This window comes from Pseudarthrobacter sp. NPDC058362, assembly GCF_042723515.1.
Classification (GTDB): Bacteria; Actinomycetota; Actinomycetes; order Actinomycetales; family Micrococcaceae; genus Arthrobacter.
This window is the reverse complement of sequence record NZ_JBHXIW010000008.1, coordinates 13,586-37,543: the sequence shown is the minus strand read 5'-3', so window position 1 is coordinate 37,543 and position 23,958 is coordinate 13,586. Positions and strand designations below refer to the sequence as shown.

Below are 23,958 nucleotides of genomic sequence, written 5' to 3'. Positions count from 1 at the left end.
TCAGCGGGCGGACCAGCCGCCGTCCATGGTGTAGCTGGCACCGGTGACCATCGCCGCCTGATCCGAGGCGAGCCAGCCCACCAGCGACGCCACCTCTTCGGGCTCCACCAACCGCTTGATGGCGGACTCGGTCAGCATGATCTTCGCCAGCACCTCGGATTCGGGGATCCCGTGCACCTTGGCTTGGTCTGCAATCTGCGATTCCACCAGCGGCGTGCGCACGTAGCCGGGGTTGATGCAGTTGGACGTCACGCCGTGGTCGCCGCCTTCCAGCGCGGTCACCTTGCTAAGCCCCTCCAGGCCGTGCTTGGCCGAAACATAGGCGCTCTTGAAAGGGGAGGCGCGGATGCCGTGCACGGAGGAGACGTTGATGATCCGGCCAAAGCCGTTGGAGTACATGGCCGGCAGTGCCGCGCGGATGAGCAGGAACGGGGCCTCGAGCATCAGCGTGATGAGGCGGCGGAAATCCGCGGGATCAAACTCCTCGATGGGGCTGATGCGCTGGATTCCGGCGTTGTTGACCAGGATGTCGCAATCAAGGTCCAGCGTGGCGAGTGCGTCCACATCCATCAGGTCCACGGCCCACGCGGTGCCGCCCACCTCGTCCGCGAGCGCCTCGGCGCGGGCAGCGTCAACGTCCGCCACCGTGACTTTGGCTCCCCTTGCGGCGAGCTCCCGCACGCATGCAGCGCCGATTCCGCTGGCACCGCCGGTCACGAGTGCCTTGCGTCCGTTCAGAGTGTTTTCCATACCTATCCGTTCCTTCTCCCAGCGCGCGGTCCAGCGCGCGTGTGACCTGCGCTACGAACAACTTTCCCCGAGTATTGCTGCACAGGCACGTCGCTTCAATGGCCAAACGGGCACGAGTTGTGTGCAGAATTGCAGATATGAACGTCAATCCCGATGACCTCCTGGTGCTGCTCGCGGTGGCCCGGTCAGCAAAATTTACGACGGCGGCGCAAACCTTGGGGCTCAACCACACCACGGTGTCGCGCAGGATCGCCGCGCTGGAGAAGGCGCTCGGCGGACGGGTCCTGGCGAAGGCGGCCGGAGGATGGGAGCTGACCGAACTGGGTGCCCGCGCCGTCCGGGCCGCGGAGCAGGTGGAGACGGTGATGGGCACACTGGGACCTGCGGGCAAGGCACCCGACCCGATTACCGGCGTCGTCCGCATGACCGCGACGGACGGCTTCAGCGCCTATATCGCGGCCCCGGCAGTAGCTGGGCTGCGGCGCGAGCATCCCGGCCTGACGGTGGAAATCATCACCATGACCCGGCGTGCGCTGCAGCAGCGGTCGGGACTGGACATCGAGGTGGTGGTGGGTGAGCCGCAGGTGCACCGTGCGGAGGCCGTCCGGCTGGGCGACTACCGGCTGGGGATGTACGCCTCCCGCGACTACCTTGCCGAACACGGAACGCCTGCCAGCTTGGCCGAGCTCCAGGCGCATCCCCTGGTCTATTTCGTGGACTCGATGCTGCAGGTGGACGACCTCGACGCCCCGCGGCGCCTGGTCCCCGCGATGCGCGACGCCCTGACCTCCACCAACGTTTTCGTCCACGTCGAGGCAACCCGCGCCGGCGCGGGCGTCGGGTTCCTGCCGTGCTTTATGGGTGACCGGCATGAGGATCTGGTCCGCCTGCTGCCGGACCGGATCGGCGAGCTGCTGCCGTACTGGATGGTGCTGCGCCGGGATTCGCTGCGGCGCCCGGCCGTGGCAGCCGTGGTCCAGGCGCTGCGGGAACAGATGGAGGCGCAGCGGGGGGCGATGCTGGGGAGGGGAAATACACCATCGACTGCTCCGTAGCGGGAAGGGGAGGGTCGTGGCGGACCGGGGCACCCGCGGCGAAGGCCCGGACCTCGGCGTCGTCCCACAGGTGCGCGGGGACTGCTCCGCCCAGGAGCCGGCGTGCCAGTTTGGGGTCGTCTTCAAACGGGGTGTCGCTGCCCGCAATGACCATGTTTCCGTAGCGGCGGCCCTTGAGCATGGCGGGATCGGCGATGATCACGGTGTACCTGAAGGCGGCGGCGATGGTGGCGGCGTCCTGCCGGGCGTTCTTAAGGTCCGGCGCGTCCCCGGAGTTCACCACGTAGAGCCCGCCCGGCGCCAGGACGCGCCTGATGTGCTGGTTGAACTCGGCGGTGGTCAGCGGCAGCGGGGTCACCGATCCGGCAAAGACGTCCCGGATGATGAGGTCCCGGGTGCCCGCGGTGAGGGTCTCCGTGACCGCGCGGGCTTCCCCCACCCGGATCCGCAGCAGGGGGGCCTTGGGCAGGTCGAACCAGGCGCGGACGTAGGCGGCCAGCTTGCCGTCCAGCTCCACCACCACCTGGCGGGCGTCCGGGTAGACGGCATGGAAGTAGCGGGGCAGCGAGCAGGCGCCGCCGCCCAGGTGCAGGCCGCGCAGTTTCGCGCTGCCAGGCGGCCATCGCGACTCGATCAGCGCGGCCATCCAGCGCATGTACTCGAAATCCAGGAACAGCGGGTCGGTGAGGTCGATGTGCGAGCTCATGACGCCGTTGATCTTCAGCAGCCAGCCATTGGAATTATCCTGGTCGGCCACCAGCTCGCAGTCGCCGGTGTCGATGTAGTAGACCCCCTCGGCAGGACCATCCGGGAGGGTTCCCTGCGGTACTTCGACGACTCCCGCCGTCGTCCGCCCGCCCGCTGCCCTGCCCCGGCCGCCGGACTTGCCACGCTTACCCATGCCCGCCCCGCGATCCCGTCATGCCTTCAACCCTAGTTGACCTGCGCCGCCCCCTCACCGGCGCGGATCCTGTTAACGACGGCGGTGGTGGAGCGCTCCGCCACGTAGTCCAGGATGACCACCCGGCCGCCGTGCTCCTCGACGTCCGGTGTTTCGGCCAGCATCTCCGGCGTGTAGTCCCCACCCTTGGCGTACACCTCGGGCCGCAGCTGGCGGATCAGCGGCCCGGCGGTGGGCGTATCGAAGACGGTCACGTAGTCCACGCAGCTCAGCGCTGCCACCACGGCGGCCCGCTCCGCCACCGCATTGATCGGCCGGTCGGGCCCCTTGAGCCTGCGCACCGAGTCGTCGCTGTTCAGCGCTACTACCAGGATGTCGCCCAGTTGCTTGGCTTGGTTAAGGTAACGGGTGTGTCCGCTGTGCAGCACGTCGAAGCAGCCGTTGGTCAGCACGATCCGCTGGCCCTGCGCGCGGTGGGCCTCAAGCTGGCGTTCCAGCTCGTCGGCGTCGAGTGCGGTATCTGCGAAAGCCTCCAGGTAGCGGCTCAGCTGCGCCGTGCTGCACACGGACGTGCCGGGCTGGTGAACCACCACGTCCGCCGCCGCCTGGGCAAGGTCCAGGCTCGCCGTCAGCGGCAGCCCCACCGAGCGTGCCAGGGTCAGGGCGGCCACGAAGGTGTCCCCCGCCCCCGACGCCTGCTTTTCCGCCGCCGGCCGCGCCCAGGTCCGGTGCGCCGCACCGCCGGGCGTCAGCAAGACGGTGCCGTCCCGGTCCAGCGTCGCCACCACGGCCCGCGCCCCGGTGGCAGCAAGCAGCGCGTCCGCTTCGGCCCCTACGGCGTCCGCCCGGGCCGGCCCGTCCGGGAGCCGCTGGTCCAGGAGCCGGGCGGTCTCCTGCGCGTTCGGGGTGACCAGGTCCGGCTGCAGCACCGCCCACGGCCGCGGGTCGTGGGCGTCCACCACCACCAGCGGACGCCCGTCCCCCTCGAGGGCCTGCACCAGGGTGTTTCGTACCGGTTCTGCCAGGACCCCGGTTCCGTAGTCGCAGACCAGTACCGCTGCCTTGCGCACGACGGCGGCACGCACCGCCCCGGCCAGCGCCCCCAGCGCGGCGGCCGGGATGGTACGGGCCGAGTCATCGAGGCGGAGCATGACCTGCCCGCCGCTGCTGATCCTGATTTTGGTGGTGGTCACCATGTCCGGATGGGCGTAGAGGTGCCGGACGTCGATGCCGGCGGCCTGAAGCTGCCGGCGCAGGTCCGTGCCGGCGTCGTCCGTGCCGATGATCCCGGCCACTGCCACCCGGGCCCCGAGGGCAGCCAGGTTCATGGCGGTGTTGGCTGCTCCCCCGGGCGCGGATTCGCGGGACTGCAGGTCGACCACGGGGGCCGGCGCCTCGCGGCAGAGCCGTTCGATGCTGCCGCTCCACCAGCCGTCCAGCATCACGTCGCCGACCACCAGGATCTCCGGTTCCTCGGCGGCAAGCCGTCCCGGCAGCCAGTCGGACAGTGCCCGCTGGTTCCGCAGGTCCACGGGCTGGGGCGATTCCATCAGCGTGCCTTCCCGGCAGGCGGGGCTGCGATGTGGACCACCTTGACCCGGCAGAATTCGTCCAGCAGTTCGGGCCCGTAGCCAAACCCGGCGCCGCTGTCCCCGCGGGGCTGCGCCGAACCGCCGGGGGCGCCGCCGAACACCTCGTTGACCTTGACGGTTCCCACCGGCAGGGCCGCCACCGCCTGATGGACATGCGCCAGGTCGCCGCTCAGGACTGTGGCCGCGAGGCCGTACCTGCCGCTGCACGCCAGGCGGAGGCCGTCGTTGAACGTTTCCACCACCTGCACCGGGGCAACCGGGCCGAACGTCTCTTCGGTCATGACCTGCATCCCGTCCGTGCAGTCCAGGAGCACGGTGGCCGGGTAGAAGCTGCCGGGCCCCTCCGGAAGCGCCCCGCCGGCCACGGCCCGGGAACCCCGGCTGAGCGCTTCGGCTACCTGGGCATGGACTTCGTCGCGCATCCGCCGGTCCACCAGCGGTGCCACCGATCCCTCGCTGTTGCGGCGGCCCGCTTCCGCGGCCAGGGCTGCGCAGAACTGCTCCGCGATGTCCCGGTGGACGTAGATCCGTTCCACGGCGGTACAGATCTGGCCGCTGTTGCTGAAGGCCCCGATCGCCGCTTGTTCCGCCGCCCAGGCTGGATCGACGCCGGCATCAACGAGCAGCGGATCGTTGCCACCATTTTCGCGGATCACGTGCGCACCGGTGAGCGAGGCGGCCCGGGCGATCCGCGCTCCCGAAGCGCTGGAACCCACGTGGGCGATCACGTCCACCTCCGCCTGGGTCAGCAATGCGCCGGTCCCGGAACCACCGGAGACGGTACTGAACACGCCGGGCGGGAACGCCGGTGCGAGCACCTTCCCGAGCGCTTCACCGAGCCGCGGGCACCTTTCGCTCGGCTTGTGAACCACCGTATTCCCGGTGGCCAGCGCCGCACCGATCAGGCCGCCGGCCACCGCCACGGGGTCGTTCCATGGGGTGAGGAGGACGGCGACGCCGCGTGGTTCCGCCACCGTGTAGTCGGAGGCGAGGGGGTCGCCGCGGAGGCTGTGGCCACGGTGCAGCGGACCGAGTTCGGCGTACTGTTCCAGCGTGGAGACGGCCGCACCTATACCGGCCAGGGCTTCATCCACCGGGCGGCCGGTTTCGCTGGCGTTGAGTCCGGCCAACTCCTGGGCGGCCTCTTCAAGGGCCTTGGCGGCGGCGCGGAGGGCAGCCCCGCGCTCCGCCGGCGCGGTCTGTGCCCAGCCGGCCGCCGCGTCCCGGGCTGTCTGTACGGCCTGGCCCACCTCCTCGGGACCGGCTTCGGCGACCGTCCAGAGGAACTCCCCCGTCCGGGGATCGTGGATGGAGATGCCGGATCCGGGTGCGGGATCCAGGGCGGGGACTGTCTCTGTGGCTGTTGTGGGCATGGGTTCCTCCCGTGGTTGGTAGTCAGCGTCCCGGGGGCGGGGGCTAGGGCCAGGAGCCTTCTTCCTCATGGCAGATGAGCATTTCCCGGACCTCGCAGCCAGCCGGCTGGCGCATTGCGAAGAGAATGGCCTGCGCCACGTTGCCGGGATCGTTGAGGCGCGAATCGTCCTGGGGCTTGTACTGCTCGGTGCGGTCGTCGAAGAACCGGGTCTTCATGCCGCCGGGGATCATGGTGGTCACCCCGATCTGCCCGCCGGTCTCCGCCGCGAGCGCATGACTGAAGCCGACCACGCCGAACTTGGAGGCGCAGTAGGCGGTGGCGTCCGCAACGGCCCGCTTGCCCAAAGTGGAGGCGACGGTCACCACCCGGCCATGCGAGGCCGTGAGGTACGGCAGTGCGGCGCGGACTACGGAGACGGTGCCCATCAGATTAACGCCGATAACCTTTTCCCATTCGTCCGCAGCGACGTCCGCCAGCTTGCCGCACCGGTCGATGCCGGCCGCGGTGACGACGGCGTCCAGGCCTCCCAGCGTCTCCGCGGCTTCACGGACGGCAGCCTCCACGGCAGGACGGTCCGCAACGTCCACCTCGTATGCCTTCACGGCGGAGACGGTGCTGATGTCGCGGTCCAGCACCACGGGGGTGCCGCCCGCCTGCAGGACAGCGTCGACGACGGCGGCTCCCAGCCCGGAGGCTCCTCCGGTAACGAGGACGCGGCCGGGCGAAGAAGCGGGCGTGTTGGCAGTTGCGGTCATGGTGTTCCTTTCAATCAAAACGGGTGGAAGGGGCGGTCAGCCCACTTTTGCGAGCGCGGTGGCCAGTCCGGTGGTGGAGCGGGCAGGGTGGTACGGGACGGTGAGGCATCGGCCGCCCCAGCTTTCCACCAGGTCCGCCTCCGGAAGCCGGGTTCCCTGGTAGTCGCCTCCCTTGACCCAGAGGTCCGGACGGAGCCGTCCCAGAACTGCCTCGGGGGTGTCCTCATCGAAGACCATCACGGCGTCCACGCAGGCCAGGGCCAGCAGGAGTTCTGCCCGGTCATGTTCGCCAATGATGGGCCGGTCCGGGCCCTTGAGCCTGCGCACCGAGGCATCCGAGTTCAGGCACACCACCAGGCAGTCCCCCATGGCTCGGGCGGCGGCGAGCGCGCGGACGTGGCCGGCGTGGAGGAGGTCGAAGCAGCCACCGGTCGCCACCACGGTTCCGCCGCGGTTCCGCACGGCGCGGGCCAGCAGCAGCGCGTCCCCGCGGCTGGGTTCCACGTGGTGGCGTTCCGGGCGTCCGGGCCTTATGGCTGCAATTCGGGCCGCGGGTTTAGGCAGGGACGACACTCCGCCGGCGGCGAGGAAATCTGCGGCCTCGTGGACCGCCAACCGGGCCGCTTCGAGAAGACCGCAGCCTGCCAGCAAATGCACAGCAAGCCCCGCCGCCAGCCGGTCGCCGGCTCCGCACGGATCGCCGGTTTCCACGCGGGGTGCGGGAATGTGCGTGGGTGCCTGTCCGTCGTCGCTCACCAGCACGGCACCGTCACCGCCCCGGGTGACCAGGACTGCCTGGCTGCCCCAGCGTTCGCGGAGCAATCCCGCCAGGTGCCCGGCGTGGGTGCCCGCGTCGGGCTCCTGGACGTCGGCGGCGGCACCGGGTGCCGCAGCCGCCCGGGTCGCCTCGGCGAGGTTGGGCGTGACCACCGCGACGCCCTGCACGGGATCCGGGCCTGCCGGATGCGGGTCCCAGATGATGGGCACGTCTGTGGCCAGCCGGGCCAGGAGTGCGCGCAACTGCGGGTTGGCGGCGAGCCCGCGGCCATAGTCAGCCACCACCACCACTGCAGCGTCTTCCACCGCTGACAACATGGCGGGGGTGACATCCGGTACGGGCGCCCGGGCACAGCCCTGGTCGAAGCGGACCACCGGGTGCGATCCCGCCCGGACCCGGGTCTTCACCGGCGACGGCGCCCCGCTGGGCCCGGAGACGAGCCGCACCCCGGCAAGCTGGTCCGCCAGCTGCCGTCCGGCGTCGTCATCACCCAGCACCGTGACAAGGGTGACAGGCCAGCCCTCCTCCGCCAGCATGAGGGCCACCAGCCCGGCACCTCCGGCGCGGCGATTCTCCGCCACAATGTCCACCACGGGCACAGGTGCGTCTGGGCTCAGCCTGGTGGCTTCGCCGGTCAGGTCCACGTCCAGCATCACGTCGCCCACCACCACGATCCTCATGGCTTGGCACCGCCGTTCATGCCGGGGACCGCGGCCGGGCTGCGGCGCCACACCTCCAAGTCGAAGGCCCGGCACAGAGCATGCAGGGCGATCAGGTGGCCTTCCTGCGCGTTGGCGTTGAGGGCTTCGATCATGACGGCCTGGTCGCAGACGTCCGCCAGGGGGTTGGGCCCGGAACCGGTCAGCGCCCAGGTGGTGACGTTGAGCCTGGATGCAGCCTCTGCCGCGCGCAGCAGGTTGGGACTGCCCCCGCTGGTGGACAGCAGGACGAGGACGTCGCCGGAGCGGCCATGGGCGCGGACCTGCCGGGCGAAGACATCGTCGTACCCGTAGTCGTTGGCGATGGCGGTGACCGCGGACGATTCGGCGTGCAGCGCGATCGCGGAAAAGGGGACCCGGTCGCCGTCGAACCGTCCCACCAGCTCTGCCGTCAGGTGCTGGGCCTCGGCCGCGGAGCCGCCGTTTCCGGCGGCGAGGAGCCGTTGCCCCCGCATCAGGCGCTGGGCGAGCTCCACTCCCCAGGCGGCCAGCCGGCCGGACTGGCTGCGGAGCGATTCGAGCGCGGGCAGGACGTTGTCCAGGTGCGTCCTGACAACGTCGGTGCAGGCCGCGTCCGCAAACCCGGCCCCTGGAGGGAGGGCGGGAAGCAGATCAGGCATCGGAGGTGTGGCCAGGGCCCGCAGGTCGGCCTCGCGCAGGGACCAGTCAGCACTCACAGTGCGGCTCCTTCCATCGAAATGGCGCCGGCGGGTGCGCCGGCCACCGCCAGTTGGTAGGCCTTCTCCGTCTCAGCGGCAACACGGTCCCAGGAGTATCTGGTCCGGGCCCGCTGCACACCGGCGGTGCCGAGCCTGGACCGAAGCTCCGGATCCGCCAGCAGCACGGCGAGCGCGGACGCAATGGCTGCCGGGTCCCGCGGAGGCACGTGCAGTCCGGTGGCCTGGTCCACCACAGTGTCCTGCAGGCCGCCCACAGCCGCGGCCACCACGGGCACGCCGCAGGCCATGGCCTCAAGGGGAACAATGCCGAACGGTTCGTACCAGGGGGCGCACACCACGGCGTCGGCGCTGCGGAAAATCCCGGGCATTTCCGTCCTGGCCACCTGCCCCTGCAAGGTCACCGAGTCCGCCACGCCCAGCGCGTCCGCCAGGCCCAGGAGCCGCCGGACCTCAGGGTCAGCGTGCAGCGCACCGGAATCGCCGCCGCCACCCACGATGAAGAGTTCGACGTCGTCGAACCCCGCCTCCCGCAGGTATGGCAACGCCCGGATCACCAGGTCCACGCCCTTGCGCGGCACCAGCCGGCCCACGGACAGGATGCGCTGCCGCCGGGTCCTGGCGGCCGCGGGTCCGTCCGCGGAGAAGAACGACAGGTCCACGCCGCACGGGGCGATGGAAACCTTCCCCGTGTCAATGCCCATGGCCTTGAGCTCGAACACCTCGTCGGAGCAGGTAGCGATGATCCGGTCCGCGGACCTGCCCACGCCGGGCTCAAGCCAGCGGCGTTCCTCCGGGCTGGTGTCCTCCGCGCCCTGGTGCCGGCGTTTGACGGTGCCCAGGGCGTGGAAGGTCTGGATCACCGGGACCCGGTAACCGGAGTCCGGCCTGCGGGCGGCATCCAGCGCTGCGAGCCCGGACATCCAGAAGTGGCCATGCACCACGTCCGGCGGCCGGTGTCCCCAGTCCCGGGCCACGCCCGCCGCCAACTCGCCCATGTACGGCAGGAGTTCGTCCTTGGGCACGTGCCGGGCAGGGCCCGCGTCCACGTGGACCACTTCGAAGCGCGGCCCGGCCTGGACCCGTGCGGGGAGTTCCGTTGCGTCCCTGCGGGTGTAGACCGTCACGTGATGGCCTCGGCGTGCGAGCGCCGCGGACAGGGCGGCCACGTGTACGTTTTGGCCGCCGGCGTCCACGCCACCCAGGGCGGCAAGCGGGCTCGCGTGCTCCGAAATCATGGAGATTCTCATGAAATGTTCCTCTCTCGCGCAGGGACAAGAATCTGCTCGCCCGGGTGGTCATTGGCCGGTCCGCCGTCCCGGTGCCCGGCGCTCCGGTGCACCGGGTCCGGTACCAGGTCGGCGAGGATGCCGTCCCAGCGGTCCTGGAACTTCCCCAGCCCATAGCGCTCCAGCACCGCCGCGCGGGCGGCGAGGCCCCGCCGTCGTGCTTCCTCCGGATCCGCGACCAGCTGACGCGCGGTACGCAGCAGCTCTTCAATGTCCGCTGACACCGCCCCGGCTTCCGGCGGAACCGCCCGCGGCGCTTCCGTTGCCGCCACCACCAGGACGGGCATTCCCAGGTGCATGGCTTCCAGGAGTGACAGTCCCAACGACGTCCAGCGCATCGGGTGCACGTAGGCCCGGCAGCGGGCCAGTTCGCGGTGGAGGGCGGACGTCGGGAGGTCGCCGCGGGGGCTGACGTGCTCCGGGTCCATACCGGTTGCCGCTGCCAGCCCCTCGGTTTTCATGCCGAACACCTGCAGCGGCGACACGGAGGCGAAGGCGGGGAGCAGGTCGGTGCCCGTCACCCGGCCGCGGCGCACCGGCTCGTTGACCACCACGCCCAGGTCGGGCAGTTCGCCCGTGTAGAGGTACCCCGGGTCCGGAATGCCGTGCTCCACCACCAGCACCGGCGCAGAGCCGTTGTCCCACGCGAGACGGTTGAAGTGGGTTACGTGGACCACCGGGATCCGGTCCTGCTCCGCCATGGGGTGCCGGGTGAACGGAAAATCGCCCTTGGGCGTGTTGTGCTCGACGTAAACCGCCGGAAGGTCGCGTCCCGGGGCGCGGCCCAGAAGCCGGGCCACCTCGGCGATCTCCTCCGGGCGCTGGAGGACGACGGCGTCCACCGCCTCCGCGTCCAGCCGCGCCATCTCGATCTCCCGCACCGAGGCCGGCCAGTCGCGGCCCGCGCGGCCCAGTCCCCAGGCTCCTCCTTCCGGGAGGACGGGCAGCAGGTATTCATGCCGGCCGCGGACAAACGCATCTGTCCACGAGCCGTGGACATGCCAGAGCAGGATCCTCATCTGTTGCGCGCCTTTCTACGGGTGCTGACGTGGGTGCTGAAAGAACTGACGCCACCGATCAGCCGCTCCACTGCCGCCACCACGTCCTCGGGCGAGACGGAGTCCAGGCAGGGGTGGCCGGGAACCGGGCAAATGCGGGCACGTGTCATCCGGCAGGGGGCGTTCTGGTCGCCAAGGAGTTCCAGCGGAACGCCATAGGGCGCCCAGCGGATGGCGGGCACCACCGGCGAAAACAGGCAGGCCACCGGGGTCCCGACAGCGGCGGCAAGATGAGCCGGGCCGGTGTTCCCGGTGACTACGGCCTCCGCGCCCGCCATGACTCCGGCCATCCGGCGCAGGTCGGTCCGCCCACCCAGGTCCAGGGCGGAAGGCCCGGCCACCGTGGCGGTAAGGGACGTTTCCCCCGGTCCGCCGGTGACCACCACGCGGCGGCCGGCGCCTTCGAGGAGTTCGACGGCGGCGGCGTGGTGAAGGGGCGGCCAAGCCCTGGCGGGGACGGCGGCTCCCGGGTGGACCACCACGTAGGGCCCATCCCCCACCAGGTCCGTGACGTCCGGGACCTCCTTCACGTGCAGCTTCCCGTCGTCCCGGGCGGGGAGGCGGAAACCGGCCGCTTCGGCAATGCCCAGGGCGCGTTCAGCTTCGGGCTGATCCTCCGGGAAGTCTTCGCCGGGTTTGAGCCGGACGTCCAGCAGCGAGCCGGCGTAGTCAGTGGAGGCGCCGGTGATGCGTTCCACGCCGGCCAGGCGGAGGAGCAGCGCCAGGGGCAGCGGTGACTGGTGGAACGAGGTCAGGATGACGGCCTCGGTGATCCGCGAATTCCGGACGAACCCGATCAGCCGTTCGGCATGCGGGCCGGTCATGTCCGGTGCCGGGTTCATGATCCAGGGGCTGTCCCAGGTGTAGGTTTCGGCCGCCCCCGGCAACAGCCCCGCCGCGGCCTCCCCCTGGCGGCCGCATAGCATCACCACGTGATTGGGTGCGCTGCCGTCGGGCTTCCGTCCGTGGGCCACTGCCCGGACGGCGGGGCCGGCCAGGAGGACGTCGCCCATGCTGTCCAGCCGGGCCACGAGAACCCGGCCCATCAGGCGCTCTCCTCCGCGCGAGCATCCTGGATCATGCCTTCCGCTGCGAGGAGTGCGACGGCGGCGGCCAGGTCCCCGGCCACGAACCGGGCGCTGCCCACTTCCTCAGTCCGGGTCACCGGGGTGGGCACCAGTACCCCCACGGCGCCGGCTGCCTCTGCGGCGCCGACGTCGGCACCGATGTCGCCAATCAGTGCTGCCTGCGATTCGTGGATGCCCAGCTTCCGGCAGGCGTTGTGCACCATGCCAGGGGCGGGCTTGCGGCAGCAGCACCGGTCCGCTGGCGAATGCGGGCAGACCTCCCACACGTCGAACGGGCCCAGGAGTTCCTCTACCCTGGCATTGACCTCTCTTACTTGGGCTTCGGTGAGCAGGCCACGGGCAATGCCGGACTGGTTGCTGATAACCCCCGTGGCAAGGCCGCGCGCCCGGAGCGAGGCCAGGACGTCCCCGGCACCGGGCATGGGCCGGACCAGTGCGGGGTCGCCGTTATACGGCACGTCGGCCACCAGGGTGCCGTCCCGGTCGAAAAGGACAGCCCGAAGTTTTGGCATCGAAGAGCTTTCCATAAACAACCTCGTTCCCCGCTGCCCGCGGTCCTAAACAGGCCTCCGAGGAGTCCGCCGTGATTTCCCATGTTGTCCCCGCAGCGTGGCCCGGGGCCGTAGGAGTCCAGGGTGCCGGTTAGCGGGCCGGTGCGTCCGGAGAATCGCGGCGGGTTGCCTCCACACCCGGGCTGAGCGCACGCTGGAGCTGCACCAGGAGCTTCGCCAGCCGGCGGGACACCTGCATTTGCGACATCCCCAGCCGACGTCCCAGCTGTATTTGGGTTTCCTCGCAGAAGTAGCGCCGGTACAGCAGTTCCCGGTCCGCGGCGCCGAGAGATTGTATGGCTCCGCGGAGGCAGGCGAGCTCTTCCAACCGTTCCAGCGGCGTCTCAAGGCAGGGCAGGGTTTCCCCGACGGACGGCGCGTCCGAGTGGGGGTTGGCGGCATCGAGCGAGTCCGGATGCATGCTGGTGGACGCGCACATCGCTTCCTGCACTGCAGCCTCATCGGCGCCAAGTTCCCGCGCCAGTTCGGCAGCGGTGGGGTACCGACCCAAGGCTTGGGTCAGTGCCGGCTCGGCCTTGAACATCCGGGTGCGGAGGTCCTGGATGTTCCTTGGCGGCCGCACCACCCAGGTTCTGTCGCGGAGGTACCGCTTCAGTTCCCCAGTGATGGTGGGTGCGGCATAGGCGGGGAAGCTTTCTCCCTTGTCCCGGTCGAAACCCCGGGCCGCCTTGACCAGGCCCAGATAGGCCACCTGGTTCAGATCCGCGCGTTCGCGGCCCCTTGATTCGAAGCGGGCTGCGAGGGCTTCAGCCAGATCCAGATACCCCAGGACCAGGTCGTTCTCGAAGGTTTCCCGCAGCTGTCCGCACCGGGCGAGAGGGCGGCGTTGCTGGGGGCTTGGTGTGGTTCGTGGAGCAGCCGGCGCAGCATGCACGGCAGGCGCGCCAAAGTATTCGGGCATGTCTTTGGTTTCCCTCGGTACTGGTTCCGAAAGCCTGCGGCAAGACTTAGAAGCAGGAAACCATAAGGCTGCTTATTAAGCAATCCGTAAGGGTGCTTATGAACTTGACCGGCCGCGGGTAGGCTCGGAACGGTGGGCGACCAGCCGCGCGCCCCGTCCGCAGCCTTTGCCGAGGGAGCTTGCCATGCGTATTGCCATTACCGGAGCCAGCGGAAATGCCGGAACCGCGCTGCTGCGGAACCTGCAGGGGCAGCTGGCTAAAAAGCCCGGCAGCCTGCACCTGACGGGGATCAGCCGCCGCCGCCCGGACACGGACCGAATGCCCTACACCGGAGTCGACTGGCATCCACTGGATGTGGGGCTGGAAGGCGACATGCCTCGGCTCGAGGCGGCGCTCCAGGGCATTGACAGCGTGGTGCACCTGGCGTGGCAGATCCAGCCGAACCGGAACCTGGACCAGCTGTACCGGACCAACGTCACCGGCACGCGCAATGTGCTGGACGCGGCCAGGAAGGCCGGCGTCAAGCAGGTGGTGTGCGCATCGTCGGTGGGTGCCTACAGCCGCGCCCCCAAGGACCAGCGGACCGCGGAGTCATGGCCGGCCCGCGGCATACCCGGCTCGCACTACAGCCGGCACAAGGCGGAACAGGAAGCACTCCTGGACAGCTTTGCCGCTTCCGAACCTGCCATCGCCGTGGCACGGCTGCGGCCGGGCCTGATCTTCCAGCGGGAAGCCGGCAGCGAGATCGGCCGCTACTTCCTGGGGCCGCTGATTCCACGCCTGCTGCCCGCCAGGATCCGCATACCAATCCTGCCGGTTCCGGACGGACTGGTGTTCCAGGCGGTCCACGCGGACGATGTGGCTGAGGCGTATTGGCGGGTGATCGATGACCGCGCCTCCGGCTCCTTCAACATTGCGGCCGAGCCGGTTCTCACCCCACAGGAGCTGGCACGGCTGCTCGGTGCACGGCGGATACTGCCGATCCCCATGGAGTTGCTCCGCCGACTCGTCGATGTGACGTGGCGGCTTCACCTCCAGCCCACGGACGCCGGCTGGATCGACATGGCGGCGGCAGCACCCGTCATGGACACCCGCCGCGCCCGGCGGATCCTCGGCTGGGAGGCGGCGACGTCGTCCGTGGATGCCGTGAAGGAAGTGCTGGCGGGCATGGGAAAGGGGGAGGGCATTCCGCCCTCCCCTGTCCTCGCGCCCCGTGGCGCTAAACGCTAGATCCCGTTACGGGGATGCTCCGGGCCTGCATCCGTCGAGCGGTCAGCACGGTCCGGATGGCGGTCAGCCCGATGCTCCGGACCCGCATCCGGGTGGCGGTCAGCCCGATCCGGGTGACGGTCCGCGGCATGTCCGCCGGGATCCACTTCGTCAGCGTGCCGGGTCCGTCGGGTGACATCCTCGCGCAATTCCTCGGCCTCGCTTGCCCGGCGCTCGGCTTCGTGGCGCAGCCTTTCTGCCTTGACCTGGGCCTCTTCAGCATCCGCGCGGGCACGGGCCGCCTTAGCCTCCCGCTCCCTGGCGTCAAGCTCCACGCCTTCGGCTTCCCGGCGGATTTCGGCCGCTTCCTTGCGGTGCACCTCATCGCGCCGCTCCTGCTCAACCTTCCTGCGCTTGCCCATCATAAGCAGCAGCACGATCAGCGCCGCCACTACCAGCGCAACCACAACCCAGACCCATACAGATGTCTCCATGCTGTCCACCACTTTCCTCTCGATATGACCCGGACCGGCGGCCGCCGCTTCGGGCTAATGCTTTCGGAAATCGTTACAACCCATCTAGCAAGGGTACTTACCTTCTATTAGTAATCATGCTTATGATTTTACGGCCAGTATTGCTGGTTCTTGATCAACAACCGGCCTTCTTGGAAAGAGAGAGCGAAGATGACAGAGAACCAATGGCCCGAGGACCGCGCTTACACGACGCCTCCGGCTGGTACAGGAATTCCGGGAGAACGGCCCGCAGCCAGCTTCCCTGCCACTACCGCCGCCCCGGGCGAGGGCACTTCCCGGAAGGATGCTGCGAAGGAAGAGGCTTCGCAGGTTGCCGGGCAGGCGAAGTCCGCGGCGCAGGATGTTGCCGCCACGGCCAAGGAGGAAGCGGCAAACGTTGCCGCCGAGGCCAAGGCCAGCGCCCAGGACCTGCTGGAGCAGGCCCGGACCGGGCTGAGCAGCCAGGCCGGGGCGCAGCAGCAGAAGGCCGCCGAAGGAATCCGGAACATCTCCAGCGAACTGCACCGCATGGCCACCGCCCCGGACCAGCCGGGAGTCGCCGCCGACCTGGTCCGTGAGGCCGCCCAGCGCACCTCAACGCTGGCCGACTGGCTGGAAAACCGCGACCCGGGCTCGCTGCTGACCGAGGTGCAGTCGTTCGCCCGGAACCGCCCCGGGACCTTCCTCCTGCTCGCCGCAGGAGCCGGAGTCCTCGCCGGCCGCCTCACCCGCGGCCTCACCGCCGGAGCCCCCGAAACCCGAGCGACGACGGGCGCCACGGGGACGACGGGACTGGCAGGCCAGTATTCGGGCACCGCCTACGGTGATGAGTACAGCGGGGCCTATGTTCCTGCGGGCGGCACCGTACCGCCTCCGCCGGTCCAGCTTCCCGGCCCGGCATCCACCACGGCAGGGTTCGACGGCGGCGCACCGGGCAGCAGCTACCCGGACTATGCGCGTCCCGCCAGCCCGCTGGACAGCCCCCAGCTGGTTGAGGAGCCCTGGTCGGGCAACCGCACCGCCGATGATCCGCTGGCCGGGCGTGACCTTGCCGACGATCCCATGGCCGGGGACCCCCTGACGCGCGACCGTTCCTCGAACGGCGAGTCTGGCAGGCTGTGATGAGTGGCCAGTATTCGGAGTTTCCCGCCGGTGCGGGTCCAGTCAGTGGCGAGGGCAGTGCGGCGCATCAGAAAGCGGAGAACACCTCGCTCGGTGACTTGCTTGGCGAGGTGACCCGGGACCTGTCCACGCTGATGCGCCAGGAAGTGGAACTGGCCAAGGCCGAAGCGAAAGAATCCGCGACCCGCGCCGGGAAAGGCGGCGGCATGCTCGCCGGCGCCGGCGTGGCCGGACACTTCGTCCTGCTCTTCCTCTCCCTGGCCCTGATGTTCGCCCTCGGCGCGCTCATGCCCCTGGGCTGGGCCGCCCTAATCCTCGCGGTGATCTGGGGCATTACCGCCGCGGTCCTCGCCGCGACCGGCCGCAAGGAACTCAAACACGTCAAAGGCCTGCCCCAGACAGGCCAAACACTCTCCGAAATCCCCCCGACCCTCAAACCAGGTGAGGTAAACCGATGACCAACGAGAACCCGGACGCCATCCGCTCCGACATAGAAGCCACCCGCGCCCGCCTCGGAACCAACGTGGACGCCGTCGCGGACAAAGTCAGCCCGTCCAACATCGTCCACCGCCAAACCGACAAGGCCAAAGAGGCCCTCACCGGCGTGAAGGAGAAAATCATGGGCACAGCAGACCACGCCACCACCCGCGTCCAGGACACCCTGCACACCGGCACCGGACACACCACCGGCACCCTCCACAACGCCAAGGACACCGCCGCCGCCCGGCTCTCCGACGCCGGGACCGCGGTCTCCCACGCCCCGGACCAGGTCAAAGCCAAAACCCAGGGCAACCCCCTCGCCGCCGGCCTGATCGCCTTCGGCGCCGGGATGATCGTCTCCTCCCTGATCCCGGCCAGCCAAAAAGAACGCGAAGCCGCGGACCAGCTCAAAACCGCAGCCCAACCCCTGGCCAACCAGGTCACCGAAGCCGCCAAAGACATGGCCGAGAACCTCAAAGAACCAGCCCGCGAAGCCATGGAAAACCTCAAAACCACCGCGACCGACGCAGCCGACCACGTCAAAACCGACAGCCAACACGCCGCGACCGACGTCAAAGACCGCGCCACCGACGCCAAAACCAACGTCCAAAACACCTAACCAGGCGGCCGGACGCTCTGGCGGGAACCCGCAAGGGCAAACGCGCTACCGGACAGGCCGGCCCCGCCCACCGCGGGGCCGGCCTGTCAGCTGTCACCCCCTGATCGAGAGGAAACCCGATGGTCACTCACGACTCATCCGAAACCAGCACTGCAAAGGCGGGACAGGCCCCTGCGCCGGATGACACCCGCAAACCGGAGAGCCCCACCGACGTAGAAAAGCCGTCGTGGAAGTACATTGCCAAGAAGACCCTCCGTGAGTTCTCCAAGGACCAGTGTCCTGACCTGGCGGCGTCCCTGACGTACTACGGAATCCTGTCCCTCTTCCCTGCCATGCTGGCCCTCGTTTCGCTGGTAGGGCTCTTTGGGGATCCCGAGAAGACCACGAACGCGTTGATCGAGATCGTCCGCGGTTTTGCGCCTGCCGAGACCGTGGACACCGTGGGCGGAACGGTAGAGGAACTGGCCAGCGCGCCAGCGGCCGGGTTCACCCTGGTCATCGGTCTTGCCACCGCACTCTGGTCCGCTTCCGGTTACGTCGGCGCGTTTGGCCGGGCCATGAACCGCATCTATGAAGTGGACGAGGGCCGCGGCTTCGTCAAGCTGCGCGGCACCATGCTGGCCGTGACGCTCCTGGCCATCGTCATCGTGGCGCTCCTGGGTGGGATGCTCGTGCTCAGCGGTCCCGTGGCAGAGGCAGTGGGCGGCCTTATCGGGCTCAGTGGCGCCTTCCTCACGGTCTGGAACATCGCCAAGTGGCCGGTCATGGTGGCCCTCATCATCGTGATCATCGCCGTCCTCTACTATGCCACCCCCAACGTCAAACAGCCCCGCTTCAAGTGGATGAGCCTAGGCTCTGGAATCGCCCTCGTGGTCTTCCTGCTGGCCTCCCTCGGCTTTGGCTTCTACGTTGGCAACTTCGGAAACTACAACAAGACGTACGGGGCGCTCGGCGGTGTGATCGTCATGCTCCTCTGGCTGTGGATCCTGAACATGGCTCTGCTCTTCGGCGCGGAGTTCGACGCTGAGATGGAGCGTGGCCGCCAGCTCCAAGCGGGCATCAAGGCGGAGGAAACCATCCAGCTTCCCCCTCGTGACACCAAGAAAAGCAAGAAGCTGCAGGCGCAGGAGGAAGAGGACATCAGGCGCGGCCGCGAGCTCCGGGAGAATTACGGGTCCGAGCAGAAGAAGGACTAGGCAGAACGCCTCTTCAAGGAGGAAAATTGTCCTGTAGGTCCCTTTGATTTCCCGGGTTTACTGAGGCTGGCGGTCGGCAGTCCGGGGCGTTAGCGGGGTCGGCGGTGAGATGGCCTCTACTGAGACCGAGGCCAGTCCCCCCAGTCGCCGTCGGCCCCCTCGTTGTGTCGGCGCCGTGTCTACGTGGAGCGTGCAGGGGTAGGCGCGCAGGGATGTAACAGACAGGCAACTTTACAATGTGCGCCGTCTGGAATAATTTCATGATTACTCTGCTGGTTCCGAACCGGAGCCCGCAGCGCCGCTGAAGCAGATACGGCGGCTCCACGGTCGACCCCGAAAACGAGCGGACATGCCTGCTACACATTTTGAAGATTTTCTTGCCGAAGCAGTTGTCCCTGACAGGGAGCCGGGCCTCGGCCTCCGACGCGATGAGCTCTACGGCCTTTACACCAGCTGGTGCCTGATCCAGAAGGCGCAGCTGCAGCCTCCCGAGTCCCTCTGGGCAGCCATGCTGGCCCACGGGATCGACCCCGACAGCAACAACCTGTCCATGACCGGCCCCGCCGCCGCCGACTACATCGTGGCCAGCGCCCCGGACCTGGTTTAAGTCCACTCTTCCGGGCCTTTTGCAGCGCCCAGTTGCTGGCTAGCATGGGGGCATGGCCGGCGGAAGGGTCTGCCGGTCACCAGCCGAAGGGAGCAATGCCATGGGTTTGGACGACAAGATCGAGAACACCGCCGAGAAGATGGGCGGCAAGGCAAAGGAAGCCGCCGGCGAGGCGACGAATGATGAAAGCCTCCGGACCGAAGGCCAAATGGACCAGACCAAGGCGGACCTCAAGCAGGCCGGCGAGAAGGTAAAGGACGCCTTCAAGCAGGACTAGCCAACCTTACGCGAACGGGCCGTTGCACACGCAGCGGCCCGTTTTCCATGCCTCACATAATGCGGGCGAGGGCGAACCCGTCCCAGCCCTTGGCACCCACGGTCTGGATTACGGTGGCGTCCAGCCGGGGGTGCGAGCCCAGGACTTTGAGTGCCTCAACGATCCCGGGGGCATTCGCCGGATCCATGCCGGGGTCCAGCACTGCCCCTTCCCACACCGCATTGTCCAGGACGACGGCCGCACCACGCCGGCCGAGTTTCACGGCCCAGTCGAGGTATTTGCTGTCGTTTTCCTTGTCCGCGTCGATGAAGATGAAATCGAACGGCTCACGCCCCTCTTCCTCGAGTGCGGCCAGGGTATCCAGTGCGGGGCCGAGCCTGATCTCCACCTTCTCCCCCAAGCCAGCGGCGTCGATGTTGGCCCATGCCACCTCGGCGTGCTTCGGCAGGAATTCACAGGTGACCACGGTGCCGTCGGCGGGAAGCCCCTGCGCCATCCAGATGGTGCTGTATCCGGCCAGGGTGCCTATCTCCAGGACTCGCCGGGCACCCGTCAGCTGCACCAGCAGCTTGAGCATCTTTCCGGCGTTAGGCGCCACTTCGATAGGCGGCAGGCCGGCCTCTTCCGCGGCAGCCGCCACGCGCTGCAGCGCCTCGCCGGGGTGAACAACGACGTCGGACAGGAACCTTTCCGTGTCGATCCACCCGGGCAGGGGCTTGTGCTCGAACATTGCCACAGTCTGGCACGACGACAGTCGGCGGTCCAGAGCAGAACCGAGCTTAGGGGGCTTCGCCGATGGCCTCTTCCAGACGCTCGACCTTGGCAGTCAATTCCCCGGTGTACCCCGGCCGGATGTCTGCCTTGATTACCAGGGAAACGCGGCTGCCGTACTGGCCCACCGCCTCGGTGGCACGTTTCACGACGTCGAACACTTGGTCCCACTCCCCCTCTATTTCGGTAAACATGGAACTGGTGCGGTTGGGCAGTCCGGACTCCCTGACGATCTTCACTGCGGCGGCAACGGCATCGTGCACGGAGGCATCATCAGGCCGGACACCGCTGGCGGGGACGCCGGAAGGGGCGACAGAAAAGGCAAGCAACATGCGCCCAGTGTGCCACGGCCCGGCATCATAGCGCCCCGGCAGGGCGGCGACGTGTCACATTACCTCCTACCCTCGGGTAACGGTGTAGGGCGGGAGCAGCGTTGCTACGCTTTTTGCCATGAGTGTCATCGCCGCCCGCAAACCCCTCCGCGCCGATGCCGCGCGGAATGTGGACAAGATCATCACGGCGGCGCGTCAGTGTTTCCGCGATTTCGGCCCTGACGTCCCTCTGCAGACCATCGCCATCACCGCAGGCGTTGGCCCGGCCACCCTGTTCCGGAATTTCGCGGACAAGGAAGAGCTGGTGCTCGCCACGCTTAACCGCCAACTGCGGCTCACCGTGGATCCGGTCATGGACGGCGCCCTGGCCGATATCGACGCCGCCGCCGGTCTGTTCAGGGTTATGGAAGCGATCATGGCTGCGGCCAGCACCGATGCAAACCTGCTGGGAGCCGTTGCGGGCCGCCGGGGACTCCTGACCGGCATCACCGGTTCCCTGGTCGAATCCATCAGCGTCCTGCTGGTGCGCGGACAGGGCCAGGGCAGCCTCAGGGCGGACATCACTATGACGGACATGTTCCGGCTGCTGGCCATGCTGATCAGCGTGGTGGACACCATGGAACCCGGCTCGGACGCGTGGCGGCGCCCCCTTGCACTGGTGGAGGACGCCATCCGCGCCGAACGCCCGGCGCGGCCACTGCCGCCACAGGTGCCGGTACCCGCCTGAGCAGGCTGACCCCCGGGGGGGGGAACAGGCCGGACCATTGTGGGCACCCAGCGGGTGCCATACACTCAAAGAGGGTTACGCAGCCAGCCCTTGGAAGTCTCAGGATGGAGGCCCCCTTGAAGCAAGCTTCGTCCGTCCGGCGCTCACTGGCTGCACGGAAATGAACCACCCCACGTTGCTCTTCCGCTACCTCAACGACCCCCGCGGCCCCGAAGAAATCCTGCCTGCCATGTCCTCTGCGGACCTGGCCACGTTACTCGACGCCCTGTTCCAGAACCTGGACACCCCGGAGCCGGAGTTCGGGGCGCAGACCTGGTATGAGATGGCCGTGGAAGAGACCCGCCTCCGGATGGAAGCCCGGGACTGGATCGCCCCAGCTAGTGCTGGCGGAACTCGTTAGGGATGTGGTTCTTCGCTTCCATGAGGTGCTGCTGCAGCTTCTCTTCCGCGTCACGCCGGCGCCGGGCCGTGTCCCGCAACTCCCGGGTGGCCTCCGACCCCCGCGGGTCCCGGTAAACCTGCCGGGATTTTCCCGGAATGCCGTGTTCGACTTCCGCGCCGCTTACCTGCTCCTGCTCATTCATTCCGGCTCCTCTGTGCCTTCGGGCTGCCCTGCCCGCTTCCGCCTGGCCACCTCGCGGCGAACCACGGCCTTCAATGCCGGCACCGGAGACGCCGGGCCGAGCTCAACGGCTTTCCGGAGCCCCGCCGCGAGCAGCTCAAGTTCCTGGTCAGGGACGTCGGCAAAGCCGACAAACCGCCTGAAGAAGCGTTTGGCTGGAAGTCCTGCCCGCCGTCGGCCGTTTGTGTGGGCGGGCCGGCCTGCCCTGTCTCCGGCCGCCTGCAGTTGATGATCCATGGTCACCGTTCAGAAGAAGTTCCCAAGGCCAACTGCATAGCCACTTTCATCCTACAACCGCCCGGCAGCGGTAATAGTGATGCGCCCCACACTAAAATCTTGGTCGGAGGGATGGCTGCGTCAGTTCCAGCCCAGCATGCGCAGGACGGCGGCGGTTCCGGCTCCGGCGATCACCACCACCAGGAACGGGGCACGGAAGGCGAGGGCGACGGCGGCGGCCGCCAGGGCGCCAAGGCGGGCATCTGCTGCGAGCTGCTGCCCCGACGCCATCGCGTTGACCACGGTGAGGGAAGCCAGCAGGCCGATGGTCATGGTGCCGGCAATCCGCGATGTGCGGGGGTTCTCCAGGAGCCTGGCCGGCACCAGGTACCCCACCAGTTTCCACGCGTAGGCCAGCGCGCAGGCGACTAACAGCCAGATCCACAGGTTCATGCGCCCCCTCCGGAGAAATGCCCGGCCTGCGGGCTGTCGGCGGTGGGTGCCGCCTGGGAATGCCTGCCGTGGGCCGAATACGGTTCGACGTCCGGCTCGAGCCCTTCGTCGCTGCGGCCGTGGCTGAACCAGCCGATCACCGCCGCCACCAAGGCGGCCACCAGGATGGGCACGCCGGCCGGCACGAAGGGCACGGCAACAACCGTGGCCAGGGCGCACGCTACCGCAATGGCGATGGGTTCCCGGCCCTTGAGCCGCGGCCACAGCAGGGCCAGAAATGCGGCGACGGCGGCCCCGTCCAGGCCCCACTGCTTGGGATCCCCCAGCCCGCTGCCGGCGAGCGCGCCAACGGCCGTGAACAGATTCCACAGGACGTAGATGCCGATGCCCGCCGTCCAGAACCCGCGGCGCTGTTCGAGGGGATCGGACTGGCCTGTTGCAGTTGCGGTGGACTCGTCGATGGTCAGCTGCGCACCCACGTACCTGCGCCAGCCCGATGGCCGGAAGAGCGCATTGAGCTGCATGCCGTAGATCCCATTGCGCATGCCCAGCAGAGTGGCAGCACTCATCGCGGCGATGCCGGAGCCGCCACCGGCCACCACTCCGATGAATGCGAACTGCGAGCCGCCGCTGAACAGCAGGAGGCTCAAGGCAATGGTCTGCCAGAAGTCCAGCCCGGAGGTGACGGACAGCGCCCCGAAGGAGACCCCGTACAGCCCGGTGGCGATGCTGATCGAGATGCCTACCCGGACCGCCGGCGACGCCAGCAGCGTCACGGCCGGACTCCGCCGGCCCGCGTGCCGCCCGGCTTGCGCAAGCTCCAGGCCCAGGCAATCAGCGGCGCCTGCAGGGGCAGGCGCAGGGTGTGGATCCTCCGCTGCAGCGGCGTCCCGCGCGGCCCATAGGCCCGGCGAAGCGCATCCACGTGGCCGGCCAGGAACGCGGTGAACATCGCCGTGAGCGCGGCGGCGGCCGCCTTCCGCGTCGGCGGGAGAAGGATTCCGACGGCGCCAGCGAGCTCCAGCAGGCCGCTTACCGCAATCCATTCCTCCCGGGTCAGCACCGCGAGGGGCCGGTTGGCGCTGCGGGGGGCGCCGGCGTCGTGCGCTGCTTTGGTAGTTTCGCCCGGAGCGGGCGCGTCTTCGCGGCACAGGAAGCTCGGCACCACCTGGTGGTAGAAGCGCGGGCTCCGGAAGTGGTGCCAGGCACTGGCCAGGAGCAGTGCGCTCATGGCCGGGGCGGAGAGGTTCCGGGCATCTCCCGGAAGGCTACGGGCTGCCCTTCGGGACCGGGGAAACAACATG

At 68.7% G+C, this 23,958-nt stretch carries 29 protein-coding genes and 1 pseudogene; 10 read left to right on the top strand and 20 right to left on the bottom strand.

The features are described 5' to 3' along the window. Positions 1–750, bottom strand: coding sequence for a 3-hydroxybutyrate dehydrogenase (locus ACFWIX_RS14250; RefSeq protein ID WP_377216790.1), 750 nt, complete (start codon positions 748–750; stop codon positions 1–3). Positions 751–887: 137 nt separating this feature from the next. Between ACFWIX_RS14250 and ACFWIX_RS14245 the strand changes: the two genes are divergently transcribed. Next, on the top strand, positions 888–1,805 hold the full coding sequence (locus tag ACFWIX_RS14245) for a LysR family transcriptional regulator (RefSeq protein ID WP_377216789.1): 918 nt from the start codon (positions 888–890) through the stop codon (positions 1,803–1,805). Between the two features lies 1 nt (position 1,806). Here ACFWIX_RS14245 and ACFWIX_RS14240 read toward each other — a convergent pair. From ACFWIX_RS14240 to ACFWIX_RS14190, 11 genes and pseudogenes are all read right to left on the bottom strand, one after another. Further along, positions 1,807–2,706, bottom strand: a pseudogene (locus tag ACFWIX_RS14240) (spermidine synthase); the annotation flags it as partial. Between the two features lie 32 nt (positions 2,707–2,738). Continuing rightward, on the bottom strand, positions 2,739–4,256 hold the full coding sequence (rfaE2, locus tag ACFWIX_RS14235) for a D-glycero-beta-D-manno-heptose 1-phosphate adenylyltransferase (protein ID WP_377216788.1): 1,518 nt from the start codon (positions 4,254–4,256) through the stop codon (positions 2,739–2,741). Further along, positions 4,256–5,671, bottom strand: a complete 1,416-nt coding sequence (locus tag ACFWIX_RS14230; RefSeq protein ID WP_377216787.1) for an aldehyde dehydrogenase family protein — start codon at positions 5,669–5,671, stop codon at positions 4,256–4,258. Before ACFWIX_RS14230 ends, rfaE2 begins: the two co-directional genes overlap by 1 nt. A gap of 43 nt (positions 5,672–5,714) precedes the next feature. Beyond that, a complete protein-coding gene (locus tag ACFWIX_RS14225; RefSeq protein ID WP_377216786.1) occupies positions 5,715–6,428 on the bottom strand; it encodes an SDR family oxidoreductase in 714 nt (237 codons plus the stop codon). Between the two features lie 36 nt (positions 6,429–6,464). Then, complete coding sequence (locus ACFWIX_RS14220; RefSeq protein WP_377216785.1) at positions 6,465–7,886, bottom strand: PfkB family carbohydrate kinase; 1,422 nt, start codon at positions 7,884–7,886, stop codon at positions 6,465–6,467. Then, positions 7,883–8,602: an SIS domain-containing protein gene (locus tag ACFWIX_RS14215; protein ID WP_377216784.1), complete on the bottom strand. Its 720-nt coding sequence runs from the start codon at positions 8,600–8,602 to the stop codon at positions 7,883–7,885. The genes ACFWIX_RS14220 and ACFWIX_RS14215 overlap by 4 nt, the downstream gene beginning before the upstream one ends. Beyond that, positions 8,599–9,852, bottom strand: a complete 1,254-nt coding sequence (locus ACFWIX_RS14210; protein ID WP_377216783.1) for a glycosyltransferase — start codon at positions 9,850–9,852, stop codon at positions 8,599–8,601. Before ACFWIX_RS14210 ends, ACFWIX_RS14215 begins: the two co-directional genes overlap by 4 nt. Continuing rightward, positions 9,849–10,910 (bottom strand): glycosyltransferase, encoded by a 1,062-nt coding sequence (locus ACFWIX_RS14205; protein WP_377216782.1) that lies wholly within the window; start codon positions 10,908–10,910, stop codon positions 9,849–9,851. Before ACFWIX_RS14205 ends, ACFWIX_RS14210 begins: the two co-directional genes overlap by 4 nt. Next, complete coding sequence (locus ACFWIX_RS14200) at positions 10,907–11,995, bottom strand: glycosyltransferase family 9 protein (protein WP_377216781.1); 1,089 nt, start codon at positions 11,993–11,995, stop codon at positions 10,907–10,909. The genes ACFWIX_RS14205 and ACFWIX_RS14200 overlap by 4 nt, the downstream gene beginning before the upstream one ends. Beyond that, complete coding sequence (locus tag ACFWIX_RS14195) at positions 11,995–12,564, bottom strand: D-glycero-alpha-D-manno-heptose-1,7-bisphosphate 7-phosphatase (RefSeq protein WP_377216780.1); 570 nt, start codon at positions 12,562–12,564, stop codon at positions 11,995–11,997. The genes ACFWIX_RS14200 and ACFWIX_RS14195 overlap by 1 nt, the downstream gene beginning before the upstream one ends. A gap of 115 nt (positions 12,565–12,679) precedes the next feature. Continuing rightward, a complete protein-coding gene (locus tag ACFWIX_RS14190) occupies positions 12,680–13,510 on the bottom strand; it encodes a sigma-70 family RNA polymerase sigma factor (protein WP_377216779.1) in 831 nt (276 codons plus the stop codon). Between the two features lie 184 nt (positions 13,511–13,694). On the opposite strand from ACFWIX_RS14190, the gene ACFWIX_RS14185 reads away from it, so the two are divergent. Beyond that, positions 13,695–14,741, top strand: coding sequence for an NAD-dependent epimerase/dehydratase family protein (locus tag ACFWIX_RS14185; protein WP_377216778.1), 1,047 nt, complete (start codon positions 13,695–13,697; stop codon positions 14,739–14,741). Here ACFWIX_RS14185 and ACFWIX_RS14180 read toward each other — a convergent pair. Beyond that, the gene (locus tag ACFWIX_RS14180; RefSeq protein ID WP_377216777.1) at positions 14,738–15,214 is read right to left on the bottom strand and encodes a hypothetical protein; all 477 of its coding nucleotides are present in this window, start codon (positions 15,212–15,214) and stop codon (positions 14,738–14,740) included. The genes ACFWIX_RS14185 and ACFWIX_RS14180 overlap by 4 nt on opposite strands. Before the next feature lie 189 nt (positions 15,215–15,403). Between ACFWIX_RS14180 and ACFWIX_RS14175 the strand changes: the two genes are divergently transcribed. From ACFWIX_RS14175 to ACFWIX_RS14150, 6 genes are all read left to right on the top strand, one after another. Further along, positions 15,404–16,354, top strand: a complete 951-nt coding sequence (locus ACFWIX_RS14175; RefSeq protein WP_377216776.1) for a hypothetical protein — start codon at positions 15,404–15,406, stop codon at positions 16,352–16,354. Next, positions 16,354–16,812: a phage holin family protein gene (locus tag ACFWIX_RS14170; protein WP_377216775.1), complete on the top strand. Its 459-nt coding sequence runs from the start codon at positions 16,354–16,356 to the stop codon at positions 16,810–16,812. The genes ACFWIX_RS14175 and ACFWIX_RS14170 overlap by 1 nt, the downstream gene beginning before the upstream one ends. Then, the gene (locus tag ACFWIX_RS14165) at positions 16,809–17,453 is read left to right on the top strand and encodes a DUF3618 domain-containing protein (protein ID WP_377216774.1); all 645 of its coding nucleotides are present in this window, start codon (positions 16,809–16,811) and stop codon (positions 17,451–17,453) included. The genes ACFWIX_RS14170 and ACFWIX_RS14165 overlap by 4 nt, the downstream gene beginning before the upstream one ends. A 119-nt stretch (positions 17,454–17,572) precedes the next feature. Then, on the top strand, positions 17,573–18,649 hold the full coding sequence (locus ACFWIX_RS14160; RefSeq protein WP_377216773.1) for a YihY/virulence factor BrkB family protein: 1,077 nt from the start codon (positions 17,573–17,575) through the stop codon (positions 18,647–18,649). A 349-nt stretch (positions 18,650–18,998) separates the two neighbouring features. Further along, positions 18,999–19,256, top strand: coding sequence for a hypothetical protein (locus tag ACFWIX_RS14155; protein WP_377216772.1), 258 nt, complete (start codon positions 18,999–19,001; stop codon positions 19,254–19,256). A gap of 100 nt (positions 19,257–19,356) precedes the next feature. After that, positions 19,357–19,533, top strand: coding sequence for a CsbD family protein (locus ACFWIX_RS14150; protein WP_377216771.1), 177 nt, complete (start codon positions 19,357–19,359; stop codon positions 19,531–19,533). 52 nt (positions 19,534–19,585) lie between these two features. On the opposite strand, the gene ACFWIX_RS14145 is transcribed toward ACFWIX_RS14150, so the two are convergent. After that, positions 19,586–20,263, bottom strand: a complete 678-nt coding sequence (locus ACFWIX_RS14145; RefSeq protein ID WP_377216770.1) for an O-methyltransferase — start codon at positions 20,261–20,263, stop codon at positions 19,586–19,588. Between the two features lie 49 nt (positions 20,264–20,312). After that, on the bottom strand, positions 20,313–20,636 hold the full coding sequence (locus ACFWIX_RS14140) for an MTH1187 family thiamine-binding protein (RefSeq protein ID WP_377216769.1): 324 nt from the start codon (positions 20,634–20,636) through the stop codon (positions 20,313–20,315). 118 nt (positions 20,637–20,754) lie between these two features. On the opposite strand from ACFWIX_RS14140, the gene ACFWIX_RS14135 reads away from it, so the two are divergent. Beyond that, a complete protein-coding gene (locus ACFWIX_RS14135) occupies positions 20,755–21,363 on the top strand; it encodes a TetR/AcrR family transcriptional regulator (protein WP_377216768.1) in 609 nt (202 codons plus the stop codon). A gap of 160 nt (positions 21,364–21,523) precedes the next feature. Next, entirely contained in the window at positions 21,524–21,763 is a 240-nt protein-coding gene (locus ACFWIX_RS14130) for a hypothetical protein (RefSeq protein ID WP_377216767.1), read from the top strand. Here the strand turns inward: ACFWIX_RS14130 and ACFWIX_RS14125 are convergent. From ACFWIX_RS14125 to ACFWIX_RS14105, 5 genes are all read right to left on the bottom strand, one after another. Then, positions 21,741–21,947 carry a hypothetical protein gene (locus tag ACFWIX_RS14125; protein WP_377216766.1) on the bottom strand — a complete coding sequence of 69 codons (207 nt, stop codon included), beginning with the start codon at positions 21,945–21,947 and terminating at the stop codon, positions 21,741–21,743. The two genes, ACFWIX_RS14130 and ACFWIX_RS14125, sit on opposite strands and share 23 nt — an antisense overlap. Then, a complete protein-coding gene (locus ACFWIX_RS14120) occupies positions 21,944–22,222 on the bottom strand; it encodes a hypothetical protein (protein ID WP_377216765.1) in 279 nt (92 codons plus the stop codon). The genes ACFWIX_RS14125 and ACFWIX_RS14120 overlap by 4 nt, the downstream gene beginning before the upstream one ends. A gap of 120 nt (positions 22,223–22,342) precedes the next feature. Next, entirely contained in the window at positions 22,343–22,654 is a 312-nt protein-coding gene (locus ACFWIX_RS14115; protein WP_377216764.1) for an AzlD domain-containing protein, read from the bottom strand. Continuing rightward, complete coding sequence (locus ACFWIX_RS14110) at positions 22,651–23,430, bottom strand: AzlC family ABC transporter permease (protein ID WP_377216763.1); 780 nt, start codon at positions 23,428–23,430, stop codon at positions 22,651–22,653. The genes ACFWIX_RS14115 and ACFWIX_RS14110 overlap by 4 nt, the downstream gene beginning before the upstream one ends. Next, the gene (locus ACFWIX_RS14105; RefSeq protein ID WP_377216762.1) at positions 23,427–23,957 is read right to left on the bottom strand and encodes a hypothetical protein; all 531 of its coding nucleotides are present in this window, start codon (positions 23,955–23,957) and stop codon (positions 23,427–23,429) included. Before ACFWIX_RS14105 ends, ACFWIX_RS14110 begins: the two co-directional genes overlap by 4 nt. Between the last annotated feature and the right edge of the window lies 1 nt (position 23,958).

What these genes read in the sequence shown, in the direction of transcription:
- ACFWIX_RS14135 (WP_377216768.1), top strand. Translation starts at nt 20,755, where the DNA reads ATGAGTGTCATCGCCGCCCGCAAACCCCTCCGCGCCGATGCCGCGCGG.
- ACFWIX_RS14250 (WP_377216790.1), bottom strand. Translation starts at nt 750, where the DNA reads ATGGAAAACACTCTGAACGGACGCAAGGCACTCGTGACCGGCGGTGCC.
- ACFWIX_RS14150 (WP_377216771.1), top strand. Translation starts at nt 19,357, where the DNA reads ATGGGTTTGGACGACAAGATCGAGAACACCGCCGAGAAGATGGGCGGC.
- ACFWIX_RS14245 (WP_377216789.1), top strand. Translation starts at nt 888, where the DNA reads ATGAACGTCAATCCCGATGACCTCCTGGTGCTGCTCGCGGTGGCCCGG.
- ACFWIX_RS14160 (WP_377216773.1), top strand. Translation starts at nt 17,573, where the DNA reads ATGGTCACTCACGACTCATCCGAAACCAGCACTGCAAAGGCGGGACAG.
- ACFWIX_RS14220 (WP_377216785.1), bottom strand. Translation starts at nt 7,886, where the DNA reads ATGAGGATCGTGGTGGTGGGCGACGTGATGCTGGACGTGGACCTGACC.
- ACFWIX_RS14210 (WP_377216783.1), bottom strand. Translation starts at nt 9,852, where the DNA reads ATGAGAATCTCCATGATTTCGGAGCACGCGAGCCCGCTTGCCGCCCTG.
- ACFWIX_RS14225 (WP_377216786.1), bottom strand. Translation starts at nt 6,428, where the DNA reads ATGACCGCAACTGCCAACACGCCCGCTTCTTCGCCCGGCCGCGTCCTC.
- ACFWIX_RS14140 (WP_377216769.1), bottom strand. Translation starts at nt 20,636, where the DNA reads ATGTTGCTTGCCTTTTCTGTCGCCCCTTCCGGCGTCCCCGCCAGCGGT.
- ACFWIX_RS14105 (WP_377216762.1), bottom strand. Translation starts at nt 23,957, where the DNA reads ATGTTGTTTCCCCGGTCCCGAAGGGCAGCCCGTAGCCTTCCGGGAGAT.
- ACFWIX_RS14190 (WP_377216779.1), bottom strand. Translation starts at nt 13,510, where the DNA reads ATGCCCGAATACTTTGGCGCGCCTGCCGTGCATGCTGCGCCGGCTGCT.
- ACFWIX_RS14115 (WP_377216764.1), bottom strand. Translation starts at nt 22,654, where the DNA reads ATGAACCTGTGGATCTGGCTGTTAGTCGCCTGCGCGCTGGCCTACGCG.
- ACFWIX_RS14125 (WP_377216766.1), bottom strand. Translation starts at nt 21,947, where the DNA reads ATGAATGAGCAGGAGCAGGTAAGCGGCGCGGAAGTCGAACACGGCATT.
- ACFWIX_RS14205 (WP_377216782.1), bottom strand. Translation starts at nt 10,910, where the DNA reads ATGAGGATCCTGCTCTGGCATGTCCACGGCTCGTGGACAGATGCGTTT.
- ACFWIX_RS14120 (WP_377216765.1), bottom strand. Translation starts at nt 22,222, where the DNA reads ATGGATCATCAACTGCAGGCGGCCGGAGACAGGGCAGGCCGGCCCGCC.
- ACFWIX_RS14170 (WP_377216775.1), top strand. Translation starts at nt 16,354, where the DNA reads ATGAGTGGCCAGTATTCGGAGTTTCCCGCCGGTGCGGGTCCAGTCAGT.
- ACFWIX_RS14155 (WP_377216772.1), top strand. Translation starts at nt 18,999, where the DNA reads ATGCCTGCTACACATTTTGAAGATTTTCTTGCCGAAGCAGTTGTCCCT.
- ACFWIX_RS14130 (WP_377216767.1), top strand. Translation starts at nt 21,524, where the DNA reads ATGAACCACCCCACGTTGCTCTTCCGCTACCTCAACGACCCCCGCGGC.
- ACFWIX_RS14165 (WP_377216774.1), top strand. Translation starts at nt 16,809, where the DNA reads ATGACCAACGAGAACCCGGACGCCATCCGCTCCGACATAGAAGCCACC.
- ACFWIX_RS14180 (WP_377216777.1), bottom strand. Translation starts at nt 15,214, where the DNA reads ATGGAGACATCTGTATGGGTCTGGGTTGTGGTTGCGCTGGTAGTGGCG.
- ACFWIX_RS14145 (WP_377216770.1), bottom strand. Translation starts at nt 20,263, where the DNA reads ATGTTCGAGCACAAGCCCCTGCCCGGGTGGATCGACACGGAAAGGTTC.
- rfaE2 (WP_377216788.1), bottom strand. Translation starts at nt 4,256, where the DNA reads ATGGAATCGCCCCAGCCCGTGGACCTGCGGAACCAGCGGGCACTGTCC.
- ACFWIX_RS14230 (WP_377216787.1), bottom strand. Translation starts at nt 5,671, where the DNA reads ATGCCCACAACAGCCACAGAGACAGTCCCCGCCCTGGATCCCGCACCC.
- ACFWIX_RS14185 (WP_377216778.1), top strand. Translation starts at nt 13,695, where the DNA reads ATGCGTATTGCCATTACCGGAGCCAGCGGAAATGCCGGAACCGCGCTG.
- ACFWIX_RS14175 (WP_377216776.1), top strand. Translation starts at nt 15,404, where the DNA reads ATGACAGAGAACCAATGGCCCGAGGACCGCGCTTACACGACGCCTCCG.
- ACFWIX_RS14195 (WP_377216780.1), bottom strand. Translation starts at nt 12,564, where the DNA reads ATGGAAAGCTCTTCGATGCCAAAACTTCGGGCTGTCCTTTTCGACCGG.
- ACFWIX_RS14200 (WP_377216781.1), bottom strand. Translation starts at nt 11,995, where the DNA reads ATGGGCCGGGTTCTCGTGGCCCGGCTGGACAGCATGGGCGACGTCCTC.